Genomic DNA, 15,361 nt, shown 5'->3' on the forward strand with positions numbered 1-15,361 from the left:
TTTGAGTATAATAAATAATGGTTAGGCACGATAAATAAGGACTCAGTTTGGTTATCGACAAAACTCATTTACTACAGAACTTTCAATTTCGGCTTCCAACGGGCTACCACAAAGAGTCCCTTGCACGACTGAAATGGATGAAAGAAAAGTCCCTGAGAGATGCGGCAGTCTTAATCGGTTTTGTGGAACGCGATGACGGGTTACAAGTCATTCTGACTAAGCGCGCAGCCCACTTACGCCATCATCCGGGACAAATCAGCTTTCCCGGTGGCAAATATGAGCAGGAAGATATTCAGCTCGTGAATACCGCTTTAAGGGAAACCAAAGAAGAAGTTGGGATAGAAGATGAGCATATTCATGTGTTTGGTCAACTGCCTACACTACCAACGATTAGTCAGTTTAATGTGACGCCTTTTTTGGCTTTTGTTTCTCCGGAATATAAAACGCATATTGACCCAAATGAAGTAGAGTCAGTTTTTGAGGTTCCTGCCAACCATATTCTGAACCCCAAAAAATTGTATAGCACCAAATTTGACCTAAAAAGAAGCAGTCATCGTGTATTTGCTATCCCATATAGACAGCATTTCATCTGGGGCATGACGGCACAAATTATCGAATCAATGCAAAAACATATTATTTCACATTAAACAGTTGTTGATATCGGTGCTTTTATAGGCGCGATCATTATGCGCATCAATATTAATAAAACGTTGCTTCATAAACATTCATTCACATTAGATTAATTTTCCATTTTCACCGCAAACGCTTGCGGTGAAATAAATTTATACAAACAGCCCTATTGATAAGTTTTTCTAATTTTACTCATTAGCAGAAATCACGAGTAGCACATCATTTTCGTGATAAAAAGCAGGTTTTTGACATATCATTCAATAAGCGTAAGCAATAAATGATTTAGATCTAATTTTCCTAGTGTAAAATCTTGCAAAATTACTCCCGACTTATTTCCTGTTCCCAAAATGAGTAACTAAAAAATGAATACAACTACTTCTGCGGTTTCTACCGCACAATCGTCTAGTAAGTTTTCTTACAAAGACTTTACCTGGTGTCTGTCCCTTTTTGGTACGGCAGTAGGTGCAGGTGTACTGTTCCTTCCTATTAAAGCAGGTGCAGGTGGCTTCTGGCCATTAGTAATCCTAGCCCTAATCGCAGCACCAATGACTTGGTTCGCACACAAATCTTTAGCTCGTTTCGTTCTTTCTGCGAAAAACCCTGAAGCGGACATCACCGACACAGTAGAAGAGCACTTTGGTAAGACTGGCGCAAACCTTATTACGTTCGCTTACTTCTTCGCTATCTACCCAATCGTACTTATCTACGGTGTTGGTATCACAAACACAGTTGACTCTTTCCTAGTTAACCAAATGGGCATGGAATCTATTCCTCGCTGGCTACTTTCTGGTGCACTTATTGCTGCAATGACAGCAGGCGTAGTATTCGGTAAAGAGCTTATGCTGAAAGCAACTTCAGCAATGGTTTACCCTCTCGTGTTCATCCTACTAGCACTGTCTGTATACCTAATTCCTGGTTGGAACACTTCAATGATGGAAGTGTCACCTGACTGGGGTGCAATGCCAGCTATCGTTTGGCTAGCAATCCCTGTTATTGTGTTCTCTTTCAACCACAGCCCAATCATTTCTCAGTTCTCTAAAGAGCAACGTCGTGTATATGGTGATGACGCAGTTAAGAAAACTGACGCTATCACTGGTGGCGCAGCAATGATGCTGATGGGCTTTGTTATGTTCTTCGTTTTCTCTGTTGTACTTTCTCTGTCTCCAGAGCAACTAGCAACAGCGCAAGAGCAAAACATCTCTGTTCTTTCTTACCTAGCAAACGTGCATGAATCTCCACTGATCTCTTACATGGGTCCATTGGTTGCTTTCGCAGCGATCACCTCTAGCTACTTTGGCCACTTCTTAGGTGCGCACGAAGGTCTAGTTGGTCTAGTGAAATCTCGTTCAAAATCACCAGTAAGCAAGATCGAGAAGATGTCTCTAATCTTCATTGTAATCACAACTTGGATCGTTGCTATCGTTAACCCAAGCATCCTAGGTATGATTGAAACAATGGGTGCACCGATGATTGCGGCAATCCTATTCTTGATGCCAATCTTCGCAATGCAAAAAGTTCCTGCGATGGCTAAGTACAAAACTTCAGCACCTGTGCAAATTTTCACAGCAATCTGTGGTCTTGCTGCAATTAGTTCTGTAATCTACGGCGCTCTTTAATCATCTCTGCCCAGTGCAGTATGATTAATCCAAAAATATAACGATAAAATTAAGCCTCCCAACTCCCCTTGGGAGGCTTTCTTCTGAGGTAATCGATATGATTAGTGTTTTTGATATCTATAAAATCGGTGTTGGACCTTCAAGCTCACACACTGTAGGCCCAATGAAAGCGGGTAAAGAGTTTATTGATGATCTTCGTGCAATGGGAAAACTGCGCGACATCACTAAAATCACCGTTGACGTTTATGGATCACTATCACTGACAGGGAAAGGTCACCACACAGATATTGCTATCATCATGGGTCTTGCAGGCAACACTCCTGAGAAAGTTGATATCGATTCTATCCCGGGCTTTATCGCTCGTGTAGAAGAAACTGAACGCCTTCCTGTTGGCATGCACTGTCACACAGTATCGTTCCCACGTGAAGGTGGAATGAACTTCCACAAAACAAACCTAGAGCTACACGAAAACGGCATGCAGATCCACGCTTGGATTGATGACGAAAAAGCGTACTCAAAAACTTACTACTCTATCGGCGGTGGTTTCATCGTTGATGAAGAAAATTTCGGTAAAGAAGCTGAGAACCCAGTAAAAGTACCTTACCCGTTTACAACGGCAGAGGAACTGGTTAACCAATGCCACGAAAGTGGATTGTCCATCAGCGCACTAACCATGAAGAATGAGCATGCGCTTCATTCAGATGAAGAAACTCGTACTTATTTCGCAAACATCTGGCGCACAATGCGCGAGTGTATGGATCGCGGTATGAATGAAGAAGGTATTTTGCCTGGTCCACTACGCGTGCCTCGTCGTGCAGCAGCACTTCGCCAGCAGCTACTTACTTCAGAAAAGACGACAAACGACCCAATGTCTGTTGTTGATTGGGTAAACATGTTTGCTTTCGCAGTAAACGAAGAGAACGCAGCAGGTGGCCGCGTTGTCACAGCACCAACTAACGGTGCGTGTGGCATCATCCCTGCGGTACTGGCTTACTACGATAAGTTCATCCAAACTGTGACTGAAAAAGATTACATCCGTTACTTTGCAGCTTCTGGCGCAATCGGAGGTCTTTACAAGCGTAACGCGTCTATCTCTGGTGCAGAGGTTGGCTGTCAGGGTGAAGTTGGCGTGGCATGTTCTATGGCAGCAGCAGGCCTTGCTGAGCTTATGGGTGGTAGCCCAGAGCAAGTATGTATGGCAGCAGAAATCGCGATGGAGCACAACTTAGGTCTAACGTGTGACCCAGTTGCAGGTCAGGTTCAGGTTCCATGTATTGAGCGTAACGGTATTGCGGCAGTAAAAGCAATCAACTCTACTCGCATGGCACTACGTCGCTCTTCAGCTCCAACTGTTTCTCTAGATAAGGTTATCGAAACCATGCTAGAAACAGGTAAAGACATGAACGCGAAATACCGCGAAACATCTCAAGGTGGTCTAGCAATCAAAGTGATTTGCTAACACGCCTTTCTGAATACCAATCAAAACCCGAGTTTATGCTCGGGTTTTTTTATACCCAAAAAACCTAGGAGAATACGTTATCAGGACAAGTAAAAAAAACCTAAAACGTTGAATATATCCAAATATTATGGATATCTCAGTAAAAAATCACATCTCTTCCCTAGCTTTATTGATAACGTAGCCAAAAATTAAACTTGGAGCACATCAACACATGATTAGGTTTGAAATTGGAAACCAAATCTGCGTTTGCTTGTCCGAAAACGAAATATCTCTAGAGCTCAATCAGTCACTCCACCACTCCATTCCTGTCAACCCAAATGAGTACGCCATTCTGTCAACTATCGCCACATACGGCAGTTTAAATACGCCGATTAGTCAGCGGTTAATAGAAAGCAAAATCACTCAACAATACAAAATGACACTGCCTGAAAATGGCTTTAAAAACGCGGTGGCCGCTCTAAGAAAGAAATTTCGCAAGCTCACGGAAGAACATTTAACCACTAACAAAAACATTATCGAAAACATTCACCGGACCGGATACTTCATCCCTTTTACTATGCAAAACAACCACCAGAATGGCATCGAACATCAACAGAAGATCAATCAATACACAACCAATAGTCTTCGCAAAGCGCTTCGTATTTGCCTGCGTAATAAAAAGATCTATTCAGAAGCAATGTGGGTTGTGTTGATCACTGCGACCATTTTCTTTGCTATCTGTTACTACGCGATAAACAGCATCGTTAAACATAATTATCTGGATAACGCCTTCGAAATTGCAGAGAGCCTTTCCCGCAGGAGTTGCTTTGCTAATGAAAGCGAACTGAAGTCGCTATTTGATAATGTGAAGTTGGTGGAATCGAGCATGATGCTAGATCGTTTCAATATTCGATGCTTAGTCACTCCAGAAACCGTTGTCCCTGTCAGCAAAAAAGCCTTTGAAGAGTGGAGTAACAATAACAATTACACCACCCAATCATTTGACTTAAATAACGCAACTGTTTTGGTTCGTGTTAAAAACATTAACTTATCCGACAATGTTGAAAATCATATTTCACGTTTTTTTCTTTCTGGTATGAAGCTATCAACGAATACCGGAACGTCGTTAGAGATTGGTAACACCAATGAACGCTTTTTCAATTATCACGTAAAGAATAGTGGCTATAAAGAGGTGTATTACATCTCTGGACCGTTTCAAAGTATCATTCTACTGAGCTTACTTTTTCTCATTATACTGCGTCACCGCTCCCTACAAGCCTTTATGGCTTACTTGTGCGCAATTCGACAATTCAAAATAAAACTGGAGCCGATTTATAACACTTCGGCACAAAAGATTGTGCACTACGAAGCCCTCTCCCGGTTTAAGGTAAAAAATACGCAACGGTTTATTGAAACACTGATCCGCAATGGATTGCTGCTAACTCATACCTTACTGGTGATTGATTCCATCTACACCAAACAAAAAGCGTTGCCCATCCCTATCAGCATTAACGTTTGTCCTTCTTTGCTGCGAGGGCGTAACTTTTCAATCCTATATAGAGAGCTATCTAATCGGGATTGCCGTTTGCTGACAATCGAAATCACAGAAAATGCATCGATGTATTATACCTCTGAGATTTATGGCAATGTCGCGAAACTAAAAGCACTGGATTGTAAAATCAGTATTGATGACTTTGGCACCGGCAATAATAATGTGGCGCTTATCAGCAAGCTGAATCCTGACTACCTCAAAATCGACCGAGAATTTGTTATTGGCCTAAAATCTGATGATAAAAAGATAGAAACCTTGCGTCAGTTAATTGCTATGGGCAATACGTATCGCTGCACGGTCATTGTTGAAGGCGTAGAAACGGCAGACAGTGCTCACTTACTCACAACATTGGGCGCCTATATTCACCAAGGTTATTATTACCCTCTTCATTGCTAGCTTTTCTTCACTCGGTTAGTTACTTAAAATAGATTTAATACTCTATAAAAACTCGTGGTGGCATAACGGTATGCCGCCAATTTGTGATTGAGCGATGATTGCGATTAAACCCACCAAACTGAAAGATTTTTCAAGTTTGATGCAATTGGATGTGCAAGAAGAGCAAAAAGGATTTTTTACACCGTTTGAAATGGCTTACCAAAAACGCAGTAAGTCAGAGGCGTTCTTTACGATTTATTCTGATGACCTATTAGTAGGCTATCTTGTTATCGATAAAGGTTTCTCCCAACATGCGCCGTTTGCTAAACGATACGAACTGGAGCTTAAATACTTGATGATTGATCAACGTTTCCAACGTCAAAGGGTTGGGAGTGAGGCATTGCGTAAACTGTTCCTTTATGCGTATACCATTAACCCTAAAAGCACCTCTCTTTGCGCCACTGTCCCACAAAGTCAGCAATACGCTATCAGTTTTCTTGATGCGTGCGGATTCATTAATACAGAGGAAACAACATTGGGTGATAATGAAAAAGAATGGATTCTACGACACCCATTAAGCTAGCTGGTGAAGCATAATCAAAATTGGGCCATTCAGACACAACAAAGGCAAGCTTCTCGCTTGCCTTTGTTTAATGCTCAATAGAAAGTGACTTATTCGCCTTTGTAAATACAACCCGCTGTGCACGTTTCTTTGATTTCGACTTTACTTAGCAGTGGTAAGCTTGGCTTAAGCTGCTGCCAAATCCATTTTGCTAACACTTCGCTAGTCGGGTTCTCTAACCCTTCAATGTCGTTTAGGTAGTAATGGTCTAAGCGATTGTAAATTGGTTTAAATGCAGCTTTGATCTCTGCAAAATCCACTACCCAACCTGTATGTGGATCAACTTCACCTTCTACATAAAGACGAACAAGGAAAGAGTGTCCGTGCAAACGACCACACTTGTGACCTTCTGGTACGTGTGGCAAATGGTGTGCTGCTTCGAACATAAACTCTTTGTATAATTCTGTTTTCATCTTGATTCTCAGGCTTTAAAAAGACAGGCAATACTAAGGAATTCGCTGCCAAGAGACAAGCGTTACCCCATACAAGCGTAGCAAAAACTTCCGCTGGTTCCTGGCCTCTTTGCTATCACTCACACCAAAGCGCCGTATTTCTGTCACGAGCCAAACATTTGATTACACAGCACTCATATCACAATTACATATCCCCAACATGTGTGGGGTCACAATCATTCATTTCGTTGTTCGCAGTGCGCATTTGTGCACATTAATATTGTGCAGTTCGTTCCAATTACACTTATAAATTTATGCGCTCAACTATCACTTTTAAGCTCTTACTGGCGTTAATTGCTGTCTTCAGCTGCGTTCTAGCTGCCTCTACGGCTTACCAATACCATCAACAAAAAACCTTAATCAATGATGTTCTTAGTGAACAACTCCATGATAAGGCTAGTAATTATTTCGATAGCCTAAATATGATGATGCTTACGGGCACCATGTCGCAAAAAGAAACCTTACGTCAAAAGGCCCTGGCCCAAGAAGGCATTGAAGCAGTTCGCGTGTTGCGAGCTGATACTGTGACCAAACTTTACGGACCTGGGCAACAAAACCAGCAGCCTGTCGATGATATTGATCAACGAGCGTTGAATGGTGAACTGGTGATTGAACCAATCTCAGCCGATTGGGGCAAAGGGTTAGTAGTCGCACTACCAATGAAATCGAGCGAAAATTACCGTGGCACCAACTGCGTTTCTTGCCACGTTGCACCAGCAGGAGAAGTGTTGGGCGCGATTCGCTTGGAATACAACATGAATCATGTCAATTCAATGATCAGTAAACAGGCAATGTTTGCGATGGGAATAATGGCCGTAATCGCATTTGTGGGCTTCATCATAACGATGAGTTTGATTCAGAAAATCATTGTACGACCAATTCAAAGAACGTCGAAATTCATGTCGAATGTGAGCCATAGCAAAGATCTATCTCAACGACTTATGCATCACCAACAGGATGAAGTGGGCCAACTTTCTACTGCCATCAATTCATTCATGGATACGGTCTCCGAAAGCTTAGAACGTGTGCAAGACACCTCTCACTCACTTGCCGACTCCGCGAGTAAACTAACTGCTGTCGCGCAGTCCACAGATAAAGCTGCCAATAACCAACAGCTAGAGACCAGCGAAGTACAAAGCAATATCACCGATATGCTGCAGCAACAAACTGCGGTTGAGGACTCGACTAACAACGCTACTGTTTTGGTCAATCACACCGTTGATGTCGCCACTCATAGTGCAAGCCAAGCACACAATGTAAGTGAAGACATCAAACAACTAGTAAGTAACATTGATACCGTACGGGAAAAAATCAGCTCTCTAAATCAAAGAACCGAAGAAGTGTCGTCCATTCTTGTGGTTATTAAGGGTATTGCAGAACAAACCAATCTGCTCGCGTTGAATGCTGCTATTGAAGCCGCCCGAGCCGGAGAGCAAGGGCGCGGTTTTGCGGTCGTCGCGGAAGAAGTGCGTAACCTTGCTTCTAGGACGGCTGAGGCCACTGGTAATATTGAACATATCATTTCTCAATTCCAGCAAGGAAGTGAAGAGTCATTAACTTCTGTTGATACCGTCTGCCAGTTTGCTCATCAACGCTCTGTCGATGTCGAGGCACTATCAGCCACAATGCATAACGTTGTTGACGAAATGCGCCAAGTGCTCAGACATGCAGAAGATATCCAAAACCAGACGCAAACCACATCTGATGTAAGTCAGCATATTCAATCTAAAATAGATGTGATCACACTGCATGCTAACGACACATCGCAATCAGCATCGCACACGCGTGATATTAGTGTTGATTTAGAGCATCTATCCGAACGTTTAGAGCAATTACTAAACCAATTCACACTTTCAGAGCACAAAAGAGTGAATAAATAGAGAGATTCTCCCCATCAAAACGAATATAAAGGTTGATGCGAGCGAATTGACAGGTAATATGTCTCGTTGAATCTGTAAAATGCTACCCAACTCAGCGCTTAGCTTGTTTTTTGAACAAAAATGTTATCAGACAAGTAGTTTAAGTAAGCGTTGAGTTGAATTTTTACCTCAATGGAGAATATTGAAAACATGACTTACGCGCCTGTATCAGACGTATTGAAAGGTCAGCTAGCAGTAGACAGCGAAGTGACTGTTCGTGGCTGGATCCGTTCACGTCGTGATTCCAAAGCTGGAATCTCTTTCCTTGCCATATATGACGGCTCTTGTTTCGACCCGATTCAGGCCGTGGTCCCAAATAATCTTAATAATTACGAAGACGAAGTATTAAAGCTAACGACTGGCTGCTCTGTTGAAGTAACTGGTAAGATTGTTGAATCTCCTGCAAAGGGTCAAGACTTCGAACTTGCTGCCACTGACGTTAAAGTGGTTGGTTGGGTTGAAGATGCTGAAACTTACCCAATGGCAAAAACTCGTCACTCAATCGAGTACCTACGTGAAGTTGCGCACCTACGTCCGCGCACAAACGTAATCGGTGCAGTAGCACGTGTACGTAACTGCCTATCTCAAGCAATCCACCGCTTCTACCACGAGCAAGGTTACTTCTGGGTATCTGCGCCGTTGATCACGGCTTCAGATGCTGAAGGCGCTGGTGAAATGTTCCGTGTATCTACGCTAGACATGGAAAACCTTCCTCGCACTGACGCTGGTAAAGTGGACTACAACGAAGACTTCTTCGGTAAAGAGACGTTCCTAACCGTATCTGGTCAGCTAAACGCAGAAGCTTACGCTTGTGCGCTAAGCAAAGTTTACACTTTCGGCCCTACTTTCCGTGCTGAAAACTCAAATACAAGCCGCCACCTAGCAGAGTTCTGGATGGTTGAGCCTGAAGTTGCGTTCGCAGAACTGGATGATGTAGCGAAACTGGCTGAAGACATGCTCAAGTACGTGTTTAAAGCAGTGCTTGCAGAGTGTCGCGATGACCTTGAGTTCTTCGCTCAACGCATCGACAGAGAAGCAATCACTCGTCTAGAGCAGTTCGTTTCTTCTGACTTCGCGCAGGTTGACTACACTGACGCAATCCAGATCCTTCTTGATTCAGGTCGTGAGTTCGAATTCCCAGTTGAATGGGGTATCGATATGTCTTCTGAGCACGAGCGTTTCCTTGCTGAAGAACACTTCAAAGCACCTGTAATCGTTAAGAACTACCCGAAAGACATCAAAGCATTCTACATGCGTGCTAACGATGACGGTAAAACAGTTGCAGCGATGGACGTTCTAGCACCGGGCATCGGCGAAATCATCGGTGGTTCTCAGCGTGAAGAGCGCCTAGACATTCTAGATGCACGTATGCGTGAAGTGGGTATCGATCCTGAACATATGAGCTGGTACCGCGACCTACGTAAATACGGTACAGTGCCACACGCAGGCTTCGGTCTAGGCTTCGAGCGCCTAGTATCTTACGTAACTGGTATGGGCAACGTTCGTGACGTGATCCCATTCCCACGTACTCCTCGCTCTGCGAACTTCTAATCACTTTTTAGTGATATTGAATTAAAAAGACCTCCCATGTGGAGGTCTTTTATTTTGTACGAATGATTTTCTAGCAACCGGTGTATGCACTCTAGTTGTTATCTTCGTCGTCATCCTCATCTGCTCGCGCTGCGTATTTTACTCCAACCACACACAAGCCAAACATCACAAATGGGATAACGGCAGCAGTGTATTCCGTCCAAACCATATGAGAGAAAGATTTCGCCAATATCAAGTGTGCAAACACCAACAAAAATGCGCTAAAAATAGCAACACCCATCAACCTAAGTTCATGCTTTACCAACTGCTTTTTCATTACGGCTCCTAACCTAAATGGTTGTCTGCCCATGATTGAAACACAGCTTCGGTATCGTCCACTGATACAGTTTGAGCAAAAAACAGGTAAACAGTTGGCTAATGAAGTAATTCTCCGACCGTCTTCACGGCTTGTTCTAATTCATCATTTACAGGTAACGATGTATTAAGCCTCAGGTAGTTCTCATAATTTGGAGCGACAGAAAACAACTGACCAAATGCTACAGTGATGTTCGCTTCCAATAACTTTTGATAAATCGCTTTTCCGCACTTTGTTTTCGGCAGTTCTATCCAAAGAAAATAGCCGCCTTCCGGTTGCGTGTAACGAATCGATTGGGGAAAGTACTTATCAACCAGTTCAATAAACGCCAATTGCCGCTGCTCAAGATTCTTTCGCAGTTTTCTAAGATGGCTATCATAACTATCGTTTTGTAAGTAATGCGCGATACCCTGCTGGATTGGTGCACTGCCTGACAACGTCGAGATAAGTTGCAGCTTTTGAAGTTGCTCATTGAAGCGTTTGTTTACCACCCAGCCCAGCCTATAGCCAGGGCAAAGGCTTTTTGAAAATGATCCACAATGCAACACGCGTTCTTGTGTATCAAAAGCTTTAAGTGAGCTTGGCTTTTTTTCAGAAAAATAAAGCTCTGAATACACATCATCTTCGATCAAGTACACATCGTATTTATCAGCCAGTTCGACGATACGTTGCTTCTGCCCGTCACTTAATAAGGTTCCTGTTGGATTGTGAAAGTTAGTCATTAACCAACATGCGCGAACATCATTGTCGGCAAAAGTCGCTTCAATTTGATCCACTGAATGTCCAGTTAACGGATCCACCGTTATTTCTATCGCCTTTAGACCTAAACGTTCAATCGCTTGAAGTGCGCCATAAAACGTCGGTGATTCAACTACAACAGTATCTCCAGGCTGGGTCACGGCCTGAAGGCTCAAATTCAACGCTTCTAATGCGCCAGAAGTAACGACAACATCATCATGGGTAAACACCATACCTTGTTGGATGTACCGTTGAGCAATCAAACGGCGTAGAGACTCACAGCCCGGCGGCAAGTTATCCAATAACGTCTCTGCCCCCATCTTCCTGCCTGAGCTGGCTAGGTTGCGGTTTAGCGCTTCTAATGGGAACAATGCTGGGTCTGGAAACGCGGAGCCAAACTTCACCGCATTCGATGAGGCCTGATTTTTGAGGTAGTCGTAAAGTTCATCGTTGATGCTGGAGCGATAAACGGAAGTGGCTGGAGAACTCGGTTCGAAGCGGTCCAACTCCGCAGTCACAAAGTATCCAGACTGAGGTTTCGCTGCGACCCAACCTTGTGCTTCGAGCAGCTGATAAGCTTGTAATACCGTACCTGCGCTGACAGAATGGTTTCGGCTTGTTACACGCACTGATGGCAGCTTTTCCCCTGCTCTCCATGTATTTTGCTGAATCTGCGTTTTGAACAGCTCAGCCAGTTGACGGTATCGGTTCATGTTTCCCTCATTTCACTTACAGCCGCACCATAGCATACTTCGCGCCAGCATTCTGATATGGGAGTATTCAATTTAGCAACGTAATTTATCAAGCTTATCAATAGATATTTCAGCCACGAAGTGAGCGTTTATATCCCATACTTTGACTGTTACACACATATTGCCTCACATCTTTGCAATACCTAAAAGCCAAGGTTTTACGTTGGACTGAGTGCGTTAAACTCACTTCGAGCTACGGTCTTTAAATCAGGAGGAAGCGATGAAAGTTTTTACAATGGACGATCTCTTGTATCGCGGAAAACATAAAGGTGTACATAGTTGGGACCATCCTGGCAGTACCACCCCTTATTATTGGCATCCTGATTGGCTGCATATCGCTGAAGATGCTTTGGGTGAACACAAAAAGGCTGACCTTGAAGTCCCTGATGGAGAAACAGCGACAGAAGAGCATGCAAAAGCGGCGATTCTCAAACACTTGAATGATGAGTAGTTTAGGCTCTATCACCGTTCAAGAATAGCATTAGGTAGGCGAATCCATCGTCGTATGCTTTAAACACAAATAAAGCTAAAACCTGCCAAATAGTAAATTCTTCTGAATGAGAAGTACGCATCTTCTATCGCGTTCAAAGGGCAAAATAAGTCGATTGTTATCACATTAATTTTCATTACATCTGTTACATTTAAATAGTAATGGTGATGCACACCTCAACTCATGGATTATGAGAGAAAACAATAATGGCGAAATACAACGAAGAAGATATTAAATACAAAGGTGAATCCAACGGCGTACATTCTTGGAGCTCTCCTTCCGGCCAACCTTATTACTGGCATCCAGATTGGTTACACGTTGCAGAAGATGCGACGGGTACGCATCCGAAGCAAAAACTTGAAGTTGAAAAGACAGAAGTACCAACCGAAAAACACGCATTAAAAGCGATCTTAAAGCATATGAACGACTGGGCGACTGAAAAACTTTCTTCTAACCCTGACATCGAAACCAATGCGGTTGAGTCGGAAATCAATCTGAAGAAGTAACCCCAACCGATATCCATACTTCTAACAGTAAACGCTCCACCTTTGGTGGGGCGTTTTTGTCTCAACAAATCCTCACTAGACAACTATAAACGCGTTAACGCAAAGCACTGAATTGAAACGATTGGGATGTGTGCAAAACTTCTCCAACCATGGCATAAATGCCCTTCAAACTCTGTGCCTACCAAACGTTTTCATGGCAAAAACTTTAGTTATGTTAGAATTCTGTTTCAAATCGCAACTTTTTTAGGTTTTCTTTTCAGTAACGGTTGTAACCAATATTGCTGAAAGGTATAAATGTTAGCACACCCCTTCGATTAACATGGATGAAGATTATGTTTGAAAAAGTAGTTGCCGCTCCGGCTGACCCTATTCTTGGCCTTACTGAAGAGTTTAAAAAAGATGCTCGCGCAGAAAAAATTAACCTTGGCGTAGGTATTTACAAAAACGAGCAAGGCGAAACTCCCGTTCTTGCGACAGTAAAGAAAGCTGAAGCAGCACTTGTTGAAACTGAAAAAACCAAATCTTACCTAACCATCGAAGGCACAGCAGAGTACGGTATTGCAGTGCAAAAACTGCTTTTCGGCTCTGATGCAGAAATTGTAAACGAAAAACGCGCTAAAACAGCTCAAGCTCCGGGTGGTACTGGTGCACTACGTGTTGCCGGCGAGTTCATTAAACGTCAACTAGGCGATGTAAAGATCTGGATCAGCAACCCAACATGGGCGAACCACAACGGCGTATTTACTGCTGCTGGTATCGAAACGGCACAATACAGCTACTACAATGCTGAAACAAAAGACAAAGACTTCGATGCGATGCTAAATGATCTGCAATCTGCATCTGAAGGCGACATCGTGCTTCTACACGGCTGCTGTCACAACCCTACAGGGATCGATCCTACGGCTGAAGAATGGGAAACATTGGCGAAACTTGTCGCAGAGAAGAAATTGCTTCCTCTGTTCGACTTCGCCTACCAAGGCTTTGCTAAAGGTGTGGAAGAAGATGCTGCAGGTCTTCGTACTTTTGCTAAGTACAACAAAGAAATCCTAGTCGCGAGCTCTTTCTCGAAAAACTTTGGCCTATACAATGAACGCGTAGGTGCCTTCACGTTAGTAGCTGAGTCAGAAGAAGTCGCAACAACCGCATTTTCTCAAGTTAAAGCCATTATTCGCTCTATCTACTCTAACCCACCTGCACACGGCAGTGCTGTCGTGACTCACATTCTTGGCAACGCCGAAATGCGTGCGGAATGGGAAGCTGAAGTAGCAGAAATGCGTGACCGTATTCAAGAAATGCGTGAACTATTTGTAGCGACACTAAAAGCAGAAGGTGTGGACGCAGACTTTAGTTTCATCGAACGTCAAAATGGTATGTTCTCTTTCTCTGGTCTTTCTAAAGAGCAAGTTAACCGCCTTAAAGAAGAGTTCGGTATTTACATTGTCGGTTCTGGCCGAATCAGTGTTGCTGGTATGACGAAGTCAAATATGGGCCCTCTGTGTAAAGGCATTGCAGCGGTTTTATAATCGACTGTCGCATACTTTGTTAAAAGGAAAGGTCAGCATAAGCTGACCTTTTTTGTTTTAACTTAACGCCAAAAACGAACCCGTCCGATCTAGTAGACAAACTTCAAACTCAGCCCAACTTCATTGACGTAATCTGAGCTTTCACCGCTGTAATCAGTATCTCTAAACTGATAAAAAAGACCAGTGCCGATGATTTTATGCCATTGGTAGTTAAGACCGATCTTAAAATTGTTCTCATCAACGATATCACTACGGTTCAACTCCACTTCAGCTGTCGCAATAAGCTTTTCACTGAGCAAGTAATTCACCCCAACAGTTACAGCTTGAATCAATTCGCTATCGGAAGACAACGTATTATCCGTTTTGTCGTCCGTCGCTTTCGCTTTGATTGCGCCTATTCCATATATCCCGTAGATATCGAATTGCTCTGTAACTCCATAACGGTAACCACCACCAAACAAAAGGCGGTCAATGCGAAGAGTAAAATCATCCGGATGGAAAAACTGCGCTGAGTAATCAACATTAAACAACCAATTCTCAGTAAACAAATAGTTACCACCGAGTCCCACTGTGGTCGTATTAGAGTTATCTAACCATTCTTCGTTTGTCGTTCCGGCACCAACATCCAAATGAATGTGTTCGTACCCAAATTTTTCTGCTTGGTCCATGACCACTGCGCTTGATATCGCCGGCAAAGCAGCTAAAGAAACAAGCAATAAATTTCTCACCATTCGACTTCCTTTCATGAGAATTATCTAAACACTGTATTCCATCGCCTGAGCTACTTGGCTCAAGAAGAATAGCTTAATCTAAAGACGTGATAACGATCTGAAACAGCCAAA

At 43.2% G+C, this 15,361-nt stretch carries 14 protein-coding genes; 10 read left to right on the forward strand and 4 right to left on the reverse strand.

Features of this window, described 5'->3' with window-relative positions:
• The first annotated feature begins 47 nt into the window (after window positions 1-47).
• The 5 genes from R8N28_RS12590 to R8N28_RS12610 all read left to right on the forward strand — a co-directional run bounded on the left by R8N28_RS12590 (window position 48) and on the right by R8N28_RS12610 (window position 6,194).
• Window positions 48-647, forward strand: coding sequence for a CoA pyrophosphatase (locus R8N28_RS12590; protein ID WP_005376901.1), 600 nt, complete (start codon window positions 48-50; stop codon window positions 645-647).
• A 345-nt stretch (window positions 648-992) separates the two neighbouring features.
• Window positions 993-2,246, forward strand: a complete 1,254-nt coding sequence (locus R8N28_RS12595) for an aromatic amino acid transport family protein (protein WP_005388284.1) — start codon at window positions 993-995, stop codon at window positions 2,244-2,246.
• Window positions 2,247-2,343: 97 nt separating this feature from the next.
• A complete protein-coding gene (locus tag R8N28_RS12600) occupies window positions 2,344-3,705 on the forward strand; it encodes an L-serine ammonia-lyase (RefSeq protein ID WP_005376899.1) in 1,362 nt (453 codons plus the stop codon).
• Window positions 3,706-3,916: 211 nt separating this feature from the next.
• Window positions 3,917-5,632: an EAL domain-containing protein gene (locus R8N28_RS12605; protein ID WP_005389236.1), complete on the forward strand. Its 1,716-nt coding sequence runs from the start codon at window positions 3,917-3,919 to the stop codon at window positions 5,630-5,632.
• Between the two features lie 94 nt (window positions 5,633-5,726).
• Window positions 5,727-6,194: a GNAT family N-acetyltransferase gene (locus tag R8N28_RS12610; protein ID WP_025767296.1), complete on the forward strand. Its 468-nt coding sequence runs from the start codon at window positions 5,727-5,729 to the stop codon at window positions 6,192-6,194.
• An 89-nt stretch (window positions 6,195-6,283) separates the two neighbouring features.
• On the opposite strand, the gene queD is transcribed toward R8N28_RS12610, so the two are convergent.
• A complete protein-coding gene (gene queD / locus R8N28_RS12615; protein WP_005376896.1) occupies window positions 6,284-6,646 on the reverse strand; it encodes a 6-carboxytetrahydropterin synthase QueD in 363 nt (120 codons plus the stop codon).
• A 293-nt stretch (window positions 6,647-6,939) separates the two neighbouring features.
• On the opposite strand from queD, the gene R8N28_RS12620 reads away from it, so the two are divergent.
• Together R8N28_RS12620 and asnS are read left to right on the forward strand one after the other, a co-directional pair.
• A complete protein-coding gene (locus R8N28_RS12620; protein ID WP_042522778.1) occupies window positions 6,940-8,565 on the forward strand; it encodes a methyl-accepting chemotaxis protein in 1,626 nt (541 codons plus the stop codon).
• A gap of 189 nt (window positions 8,566-8,754) precedes the next feature.
• A complete protein-coding gene (gene asnS / locus R8N28_RS12625; protein WP_054577700.1) occupies window positions 8,755-10,155 on the forward strand; it encodes an asparagine--tRNA ligase in 1,401 nt (466 codons plus the stop codon).
• A 91-nt stretch (window positions 10,156-10,246) separates the two neighbouring features.
• Here asnS and R8N28_RS12630 read toward each other — a convergent pair whose 3' ends face one another.
• Together R8N28_RS12630 and R8N28_RS12635 are read right to left on the reverse strand one after the other, a co-directional pair.
• Complete coding sequence (locus R8N28_RS12630; RefSeq protein ID WP_033905633.1) at window positions 10,247-10,471, reverse strand: hypothetical protein; 225 nt, start codon at window positions 10,469-10,471, stop codon at window positions 10,247-10,249.
• A gap of 98 nt (window positions 10,472-10,569) precedes the next feature.
• The gene (locus tag R8N28_RS12635; RefSeq protein WP_033905636.1) at window positions 10,570-11,961 is read right to left on the reverse strand and encodes a PLP-dependent aminotransferase family protein; all 1,392 of its coding nucleotides are present in this window, start codon (window positions 11,959-11,961) and stop codon (window positions 10,570-10,572) included.
• Window positions 11,962-12,220: 259 nt separating this feature from the next.
• Between R8N28_RS12635 and R8N28_RS12640 the strand changes: the two genes are divergently transcribed.
• The 3 genes from R8N28_RS12640 to R8N28_RS12650 all read left to right on the forward strand — a co-directional run bounded on the left by R8N28_RS12640 (window position 12,221) and on the right by R8N28_RS12650 (window position 14,519).
• On the forward strand, window positions 12,221-12,451 hold the full coding sequence (locus R8N28_RS12640; RefSeq protein WP_065274663.1) for a hypothetical protein: 231 nt from the start codon (window positions 12,221-12,223) through the stop codon (window positions 12,449-12,451).
• Window positions 12,452-12,696: 245 nt separating this feature from the next.
• Window positions 12,697-12,996, forward strand: coding sequence for a hypothetical protein (locus R8N28_RS12645; RefSeq protein ID WP_005376885.1), 300 nt, complete (start codon window positions 12,697-12,699; stop codon window positions 12,994-12,996).
• A gap of 332 nt (window positions 12,997-13,328) precedes the next feature.
• Window positions 13,329-14,519 carry an amino acid aminotransferase gene (locus R8N28_RS12650; RefSeq protein WP_005376884.1) on the forward strand — a complete coding sequence of 397 codons (1,191 nt, stop codon included), beginning with the start codon at window positions 13,329-13,331 and terminating at the stop codon, window positions 14,517-14,519.
• 89 nt (window positions 14,520-14,608) lie between these two features.
• Here R8N28_RS12650 and R8N28_RS12655 read toward each other — a convergent pair whose 3' ends face one another.
• Complete coding sequence (locus R8N28_RS12655) at window positions 14,609-15,250, reverse strand: outer membrane beta-barrel protein (RefSeq protein ID WP_065274664.1); 642 nt, start codon at window positions 15,248-15,250, stop codon at window positions 14,609-14,611.
• Window positions 15,251-15,361: the final 111 nt, after the last annotated feature.

It is taken from the genome of Vibrio sp. Vb1554, from assembly GCF_033344235.1.

What these genes read in the sequence shown, in the direction of transcription:
- R8N28_RS12595 (WP_005388284.1), top strand. Translation starts at nt 993, where the DNA reads ATGAATACAACTACTTCTGCGGTTTCTACCGCACAATCGTCTAGTAAG.
- R8N28_RS12600 (WP_005376899.1), top strand. Translation starts at nt 2,344, where the DNA reads ATGATTAGTGTTTTTGATATCTATAAAATCGGTGTTGGACCTTCAAGC.
- R8N28_RS12605 (WP_005389236.1), top strand. Translation starts at nt 3,917, where the DNA reads ATGATTAGGTTTGAAATTGGAAACCAAATCTGCGTTTGCTTGTCCGAA.
- R8N28_RS12610 (WP_025767296.1), top strand. Translation starts at nt 5,727, where the DNA reads ATGATTGCGATTAAACCCACCAAACTGAAAGATTTTTCAAGTTTGATG.
- queD (WP_005376896.1), bottom strand. Translation starts at nt 6,646, where the DNA reads ATGAAAACAGAATTATACAAAGAGTTTATGTTCGAAGCAGCACACCAT.
- R8N28_RS12620 (WP_042522778.1), top strand. Translation starts at nt 6,940, where the DNA reads ATGCGCTCAACTATCACTTTTAAGCTCTTACTGGCGTTAATTGCTGTC.
- asnS (WP_054577700.1), top strand. Translation starts at nt 8,755, where the DNA reads ATGACTTACGCGCCTGTATCAGACGTATTGAAAGGTCAGCTAGCAGTA.
- R8N28_RS12630 (WP_033905633.1), bottom strand. Translation starts at nt 10,471, where the DNA reads ATGAAAAAGCAGTTGGTAAAGCATGAACTTAGGTTGATGGGTGTTGCT.
- R8N28_RS12635 (WP_033905636.1), bottom strand. Translation starts at nt 11,961, where the DNA reads ATGAACCGATACCGTCAACTGGCTGAGCTGTTCAAAACGCAGATTCAG.
- R8N28_RS12640 (WP_065274663.1), top strand. Translation starts at nt 12,221, where the DNA reads ATGAAAGTTTTTACAATGGACGATCTCTTGTATCGCGGAAAACATAAA.
- R8N28_RS12645 (WP_005376885.1), top strand. Translation starts at nt 12,697, where the DNA reads ATGGCGAAATACAACGAAGAAGATATTAAATACAAAGGTGAATCCAAC.
- R8N28_RS12650 (WP_005376884.1), top strand. Translation starts at nt 13,329, where the DNA reads ATGTTTGAAAAAGTAGTTGCCGCTCCGGCTGACCCTATTCTTGGCCTT.
- R8N28_RS12655 (WP_065274664.1), bottom strand. Translation starts at nt 15,250, where the DNA reads ATGGTGAGAAATTTATTGCTTGTTTCTTTAGCTGCTTTGCCGGCGATA.